Source organism: Pseudoalteromonas sp. UBA6610 (genome assembly GCF_002433295.1).
In the GTDB taxonomy this organism is placed as follows: Bacteria; Pseudomonadota; Gammaproteobacteria; order Enterobacterales; family Alteromonadaceae; genus Pseudoalteromonas; species Pseudoalteromonas atlantica.
In genome coordinates, this window is record NZ_DJHW01000019.1 from 1 (window position 1) to 5,702 (window position 5,702).

At 38.7% G+C, this 5,702-nt stretch carries 8 protein-coding genes; 3 read left to right on the forward strand and 5 right to left on the reverse strand.

The features are described 5' to 3' along the window. Positions 1-96: 96 nt before the first annotated feature. Positions 97-1,803: a GNAT family N-acyltransferase gene (locus B4F91_RS02435; protein ID WP_029774118.1), complete on the reverse strand. Its 1,707-nt coding sequence runs from the start codon at positions 1,801-1,803 to the stop codon at positions 97-99. Between the two features lie 162 nt (positions 1,804-1,965). Between B4F91_RS02435 and B4F91_RS02440 the strand changes: the two genes are divergently transcribed. Further along, a complete protein-coding gene (locus B4F91_RS02440) occupies positions 1,966-2,886 on the forward strand; it encodes a 2-hydroxyacid dehydrogenase (protein ID WP_096041381.1) in 921 nt (306 codons plus the stop codon). A 96-nt stretch (positions 2,887-2,982) separates the two neighbouring features. Continuing rightward, the gene (locus B4F91_RS02445) at positions 2,983-3,114 is read left to right on the forward strand and encodes a hypothetical protein (RefSeq protein ID WP_257125150.1); all 132 of its coding nucleotides are present in this window, start codon (positions 2,983-2,985) and stop codon (positions 3,112-3,114) included. Positions 3,115-3,263: 149 nt separating this feature from the next. Here B4F91_RS02445 and smrA read toward each other — a convergent pair whose 3' ends face one another. From smrA to B4F91_RS02460, 3 genes are all read right to left on the reverse strand, one after another. After that, positions 3,264-3,845: a DNA endonuclease SmrA gene (gene smrA / locus B4F91_RS02450; RefSeq protein WP_024032280.1), complete on the reverse strand. Its 582-nt coding sequence runs from the start codon at positions 3,843-3,845 to the stop codon at positions 3,264-3,266. Between the two features lie 128 nt (positions 3,846-3,973). Continuing rightward, the gene (locus B4F91_RS02455) at positions 3,974-4,219 is read right to left on the reverse strand and encodes a hypothetical protein (RefSeq protein WP_083901815.1); all 246 of its coding nucleotides are present in this window, start codon (positions 4,217-4,219) and stop codon (positions 3,974-3,976) included. Between the two features lie 106 nt (positions 4,220-4,325). Continuing rightward, the gene (locus B4F91_RS02460) at positions 4,326-4,763 is read right to left on the reverse strand and encodes a hypothetical protein (RefSeq protein ID WP_096041382.1); all 438 of its coding nucleotides are present in this window, start codon (positions 4,761-4,763) and stop codon (positions 4,326-4,328) included. Positions 4,764-4,865: 102 nt separating this feature from the next. On the opposite strand from B4F91_RS02460, the gene B4F91_RS02465 reads away from it, so the two are divergent. Then, positions 4,866-5,249 carry a response regulator gene (locus tag B4F91_RS02465; RefSeq protein ID WP_004588354.1) on the forward strand — a complete coding sequence of 128 codons (384 nt, stop codon included), beginning with the start codon at positions 4,866-4,868 and terminating at the stop codon, positions 5,247-5,249. Between the two features lie 111 nt (positions 5,250-5,360). On the opposite strand, the gene rpsT is transcribed toward B4F91_RS02465, so the two are convergent. Then, positions 5,361-5,621 (reverse strand): 30S ribosomal protein S20, encoded by a 261-nt coding sequence (gene rpsT, locus B4F91_RS02470; RefSeq protein WP_004588355.1) that lies wholly within the window; start codon positions 5,619-5,621, stop codon positions 5,361-5,363. Positions 5,622-5,702 lie beyond the last annotated feature (81 nt).

The window sequence follows — 5,702 nt, forward strand, 5'->3', positions numbered from 1 at the left end:
CTCGGTTTTTACTTAGCCCACTAGGTTACAAACCTCGCGCCGCGATTAAATCGCCCCTAGATTGAACAAATTTCAATCCGTAAAGTTCAACACGCCCTAACCTAAATAGCGCTTGGCTTTATTTTCTTTTACGTTTTGTAAATCTACCAGTACTAACCCATCAATACAGTTGTTAAAGTCGGGGTCGATACTAAAGCTTAAAAACTTTACGCCGCCAGGCTTGCACAGCTCAGTATATTGCTTAAATAGTGTAGGAACTTGTGCCCCCATATTGGCCAGTACATGTTTTAATTCTACAAAGTCTTCTTTTACATCGTTGCCACTAAAAACAGTTTTACACTGAGTGAGTTGTTGCTCGCTTAATTTAAACTCGTTATTGGGGGTGGCGAGGTGTTGCTCTGATTTATAATAATGTTGATAGTAATGCACGAGCATGGCTTTTGCCTGTTCAGGCAAGGCGTTAGAAACGCTCACCGCGCCAAATAAGTAACGATATTGCGGGTAGTTTTTAATAAATGCGCCAATACCGTACCATAAGTAGTCTAAGCTTTTACGCCCCCAATATTTAGGTTGCACAAAGCTGCGGCCAAGTTCTATACCTTGCTCTAAATACGGTTTCATTGCTTGTGTGTAACTAAATAAACTATCGGTGTATAAGCCTTCTCGGCCATGTTTCTCTATTATTTCCTTTGCACAAGCAAGGCGATATGCACCCACTAATTCTAGCTGCGTAGGATCCCATAGCACTAAGTGTTGATAGTCCATATCATATTTGTCGATGTCGCGGCGTTTTCCGCTGCCTTCACCTACCGCTCTAAAGGCAATTTCTCTCAGTCGTCCAAGCTCTCTAAACACTGGTGAGCTGCCAGTGTACTGGTATAAATGAATATGCATGCCATCCTGTGTTTTGCCTAATAACTGACAACTCTCTATGGCTTTTTTAAGCTCTTTGCGGCACTCAGGTATTGCAATAGGGGTTTGGGTTTTAAGGGGAAGGGGCTTTTTAGTGGTAAGGCGATAAAGTTGCTTGCGAATGAGATTAACGATTTCTTTATCTTTTAAGTTTTCGATTAAATATGACTCAGGCGGAATGGAAGCACCAATTTCAAATTCTAATGACTTTTGTCGCTGCTTAAACATTTCTTTTACTAATAATAAGCTCGCAAGTGGTTTGTAAATCATTGAGGTGCCATAAAAAAGCGGGCTGTTTTTGGCCTTTATATAAATAGGTAAAATAGGGCTGTTTGCTTTTTTAGCCATGCGTAAAAAGCCACTGTTCCACTTGCAATCTTTTATACCGGTAGGGCTTAAACGCGAGACCTCTCCCGCAGGGAAAATAAGTAACGCACCTTCATCTTTTAAGTGTTTTTGTATATTACTTAATTCTTGTTTTTTACTGGTTCCCGATAAATTATCTACTGGCAACAGCAATGAATGCATAGGGGTGACCGACATTAGCATGCGATTGGCAACCACTTTTAAATCTTGCCTAACGCTGGAAAGTACTTTTATCAGCGCAAGTGCGTCGAGCGAGCCAATGGGATGGTTAGCCACAATAACTAACTTACCTTCGCTGGGTATGTTTTCAATTTGTTTTGGTTTATAGCGGGTATCAAAGTCAAGCTCATCAAGCACTTGTTCAACAAACTCTAGCCCTTGTAAATGGGGGTAAGCATCGCCAAAGGCGACAAATTCTTGTTCATGTAATAAGTAGCCAAGCCCCTTTTTAACTAAACCTTTTACTTTAGGGGAGTTCTCTAATTGTGGTAAGTTTGCTGCTATTACTTTATCAACGCTTATCATATTAACCTCATTTACAATTTGGCCTATTCGCCATCCTGTTTAGAGTAAAAAAAGGGTGTGACATTTACTTTGCAGTTGTGTGACTTTTTAAAGAGCACATAACGAGCTGCTCAGTTGTTTATTAGTGTAGATAAAATTTATTCAATAAAATTAGGAGCTTCTATGTCGGTATTAGTAGCCATTACCGGGCGAGATAATACAAAGCTAATTGCAAAGCTAAAAGAGCTATTACCCAATGAAGAAATAATCCAATGGCCAGAGTGTCAAAAGCTCAACAATGTAGAGTTTGTATTAGCCTGGAATGCACCAGATGATTTGTGGCAGCAATTACCAAATTTAAATGCGGTGTCATCGTTTGGGGCGGGTGTAGATAGTATTAATATGTCTTTATTGCCTGAAGAGGTAGACGTTGTTCGCATTGTTGATACTGAGCTTGCTCAAGATATGGCAGAGTACGTGCTAGGCCATGTACTTGCGCACAAGCTGCGTTTAAAAGAGTATTTTGTTAAGCAATCACAATGCAATTATAAACCTAAGCGCGCATATAAATATAATCACGTGGGTATTTTAGGCTTTGGTGAGCTAGGTAAAGCGTGCGCCAAAAAACTAACCCTGAATGGCTTTACGGTAAGCGCTTGGTCAAAAACTGAAAAAAGCGATGAGCAGGTGCATCTATATTCTCAGCAGCAAGGCCTTAATGAAATGCTGCCCACAATTGACTACTTGGTATGCCTACTGCCGCTAACAAAAGATACTAAGGGTATTATTAATGCCGATTTATTAGCTAAGTTACCGGCCCATGCCTGTGTAATTAACGTTGCCAGAGGAGAGCACCTAGTAGAGCAAGATTTAATAAACGCACTTAACAGTGAAATGTTAAGGGCTGCCACGCTCGATGTATTTACCCAAGAGCCGCTACCGCACGACCACCCATTTTGGCGTAACGCTAAAATAACGATTACACCACACTGCGCCGCGTTATCTGATTTAAATAGCGTAACAGCGCAAATTGCAGAAAATATTAATCGCCTAAAAAGCGGCCTTACATTAAATAATCGGGTTAATAGAACAAAAGGTTATTAATAGATAGCAAAACAGTTTAACAAACAGCTTGTTAACATTTGTAATTTTAATTATTGTGAAGTTTAGTCACTAAAATAAAAATAATAAGAGTAACGTATGAAATCAAGTCAAGGCGGAGTAAAACTAAGTTTAGTAGTGGTTTCTATTATAGTGCTAGGCGTGTCTGCTTGGTTTAACCAAGCGAGTGCCGATCAAGTGCCACAAAGCAAAACTTCACAAAGTGAATAGGCGTATTTGTAGGCACATTATAAAAAAGGGGGCTCTGTTAATTTGTTTTTGGCTTAATAAAGCCAGATAATTAAAGAGAACCCACCTTTCATTAGGTCATTTAATTACTAAAGTGCGCTTCGTTACTGGTATTTAGTAAAATAAGTTAATTAGTACCGTTTAGCATGGATCTCTCGGTTTTCATGCTTTTTCTCATCACTTTTTTTAAGCAACACATACGTTGCGCCACTGCCACCATGGTGCTTTAAAGCGGTATGATACGCTAATACCGCGGGTAGAGCCTGTAGCCACTTATTAACATAGCTCTTTAGTATACCGGGCTTAGCTTTATTTTTTATACCAATGCCATGGCGAACTAGTACAACGCGAATGTTTCGCTGGTGGCAATCAGTAATAAAGTTAAATAATGTTGTGCGTGCGTTTTTAAGTAATTGGCCATGCAAATCTAATGTGGCATCAACTTGGTATTTAGCTAAGCGTAAGTTTTTAAATACTGCGCTTTGTACGCCATCTTTTTTAAAACTGAGTAATGCATGTGGGTCTAAAAGCTCTACATGCTCAGATTGTAAGTAATTTTCGTCATTCGCAAGGCTAAGCTCGGCAGCTTTGCGTTTTTCTTGTTGGGCAAGGGTGGCACTGGGATTACTTGCAAGGGGAGTTACAGTATCGTGGTTTATAGGTTTTACATCTTCCATAGAAGATAAAAATAAATCGAAATCAGATAAAGACATAGTAAGACCTAAATGAGGATTAATACGAGATAAATTTTATCTTAGTTCAATCTGTTCCCCAAGCCTTTTAATTTTTCAAATAAAAAAGCCCAGCAAGGCTGGGCTATAAAATATTCTAAGGGGAAATGTTAACTCTGCGTTACATTAAATTGTCCAAACGTATATACTTTGAACAAGTAAAATGTATTGATCAACACTAAACTCATATTCGAAATAACACTCGACGACATTAAATCCAAGCTAAAAGACAAAAATAACAGACCACATGCACTAATCGCTGCAACACGCAGTATTGTTATGTGGTTAATAAAGAATGCACCTAAACCTAGTGCAAGTAATACAGTGTTTAAAAGCCAATCTAGCTCGTTTAGCATGGTCGTTTCAATAGTTCAGTTGTTGAAAAAAGGAGCGCCATTATGTTGATCTTTTGCACACCTTTCAACCAAGTAATTTTAAATTTTCAGATTAGTTTTTTTAATGCTAAATATAGCTAGCAAGTGCAGCAAAAAAGCCATTATTTTTTATTAGTTGGTACTTTTGACAGCTTTGCGGCGCCTTCATATCTGCGCATAAATAAAGGGCATTGCGCTTCTCGTCTAGCTGCGGGTGTAAGTTTGAATCAAGTAATGTACGGCCATACCCAAAGATCCCAGGCCAATAAATACTTTCGCTCACTAACCCTAATTTTTTATAGGTGAGCAAAGTTGGTTTTGGAAAAATAATGGCTACAGCAAAAATGATAGCCAGCGTAATAAGTAACCCTGTTTTAGACTTTACAGGCTGCTCCGCTGGGGTTGATGTTGGGTTAGCTGAAGATTGCGGTGCTGTTTGCGGCCTATTGCGGGGCTTTTTTACAGGGGTTTTTCTTTTTTGTGGTGTTTTACCAAGCAATGATTGTTTTTTTGTGTTGTTTGACATAAAGCAAATCTGGCCTTTTGAGCGTAGGTCTCTATAATAAAATGATTAAATATCTAGTTATATAATAACTTATACAATGCTTTTAGCCTACGAGGAAGATACATGGATACGCAGCTATCAATTTTAATAGTAGATGATGTTAGCACAGTGCGTAGTTTTTTGAGCCAAACGCTCATGCACTTAGGAATAGAAAACGTTAAAGAGGCTTCAACGGCTAAACAATGCATTAGCGAATGCCAAGCAGCTAATTACAATATGATTTTTTTAGATATTGAACTGCCTGACGGCGATGGTAAAGAGTTAATCGCGCAAATTAATGATATTAACCCTGAAACTAATGTGGTGATGGTGTCGGCCCATTCAGCAGTCGAAAATGTTAAAGAAGCCATCGATAAAGGTGCTAAAGGATTTGTGGTTAAGCCATTTACGCCTAAAAAAATTGCGGCCATGTTGAAAAAGTTTTATCCCGATTTGGAAAACGTTTAACCAGCTTTAATAGTAATGCGTTAAATTAGCTTAAAGTTTAGCGGATTGCTAAATACCAAATTTTAGATATAAAAAAACCGGCCTAAGCCGGTTTTTTAATCATAAAACAAATTATAGCGCTTTAATTTTAGCTGCTAAACGGCTCTTATGACGAGCTGCTTTGTTTTTATGAATTAGACCCTTAGTTGCGTAACGGTCTAGGATAGGTGTAGCAACAGAGAAAGCTTGCTGTGCAGCTTCTTTATCGCCAGCTTCAATAGCAGCGGTTACTTTTTTGAAGTAAGTACGCATCATTGAACGACGGCTTGCGTTGTGCTGACGGTTTTTTTCGCTAGTGATAGCGCGTTTTTTTGCAGACTTGATGTTAGCCAAGGTTTGCTCCTAACAATCTTAAATAAAGCTTAAATTAAAGGCCGTGGAATATGCCTGTTTTTATCATGAATGTCAATTTAA

What these genes read in the sequence shown, in the direction of transcription:
- B4F91_RS02460 (WP_096041382.1), bottom strand. Translation starts at nt 4,763, where the DNA reads ATGTCAAACAACACAAAAAAACAATCATTGCTTGGTAAAACACCACAA.
- B4F91_RS02465 (WP_004588354.1), top strand. Translation starts at nt 4,866, where the DNA reads ATGGATACGCAGCTATCAATTTTAATAGTAGATGATGTTAGCACAGTG.
- B4F91_RS02455 (WP_083901815.1), bottom strand. Translation starts at nt 4,219, where the DNA reads ATGCTAAACGAGCTAGATTGGCTTTTAAACACTGTATTACTTGCACTA.
- smrA (WP_024032280.1), bottom strand. Translation starts at nt 3,845, where the DNA reads ATGTCTTTATCTGATTTCGATTTATTTTTATCTTCTATGGAAGATGTA.
- B4F91_RS02440 (WP_096041381.1), top strand. Translation starts at nt 1,966, where the DNA reads ATGTCGGTATTAGTAGCCATTACCGGGCGAGATAATACAAAGCTAATT.
- B4F91_RS02445 (WP_257125150.1), top strand. Translation starts at nt 2,983, where the DNA reads ATGAAATCAAGTCAAGGCGGAGTAAAACTAAGTTTAGTAGTGGTTTCT.
- B4F91_RS02435 (WP_029774118.1), bottom strand. Translation starts at nt 1,803, where the DNA reads ATGATAAGCGTTGATAAAGTAATAGCAGCAAACTTACCACAATTAGAG.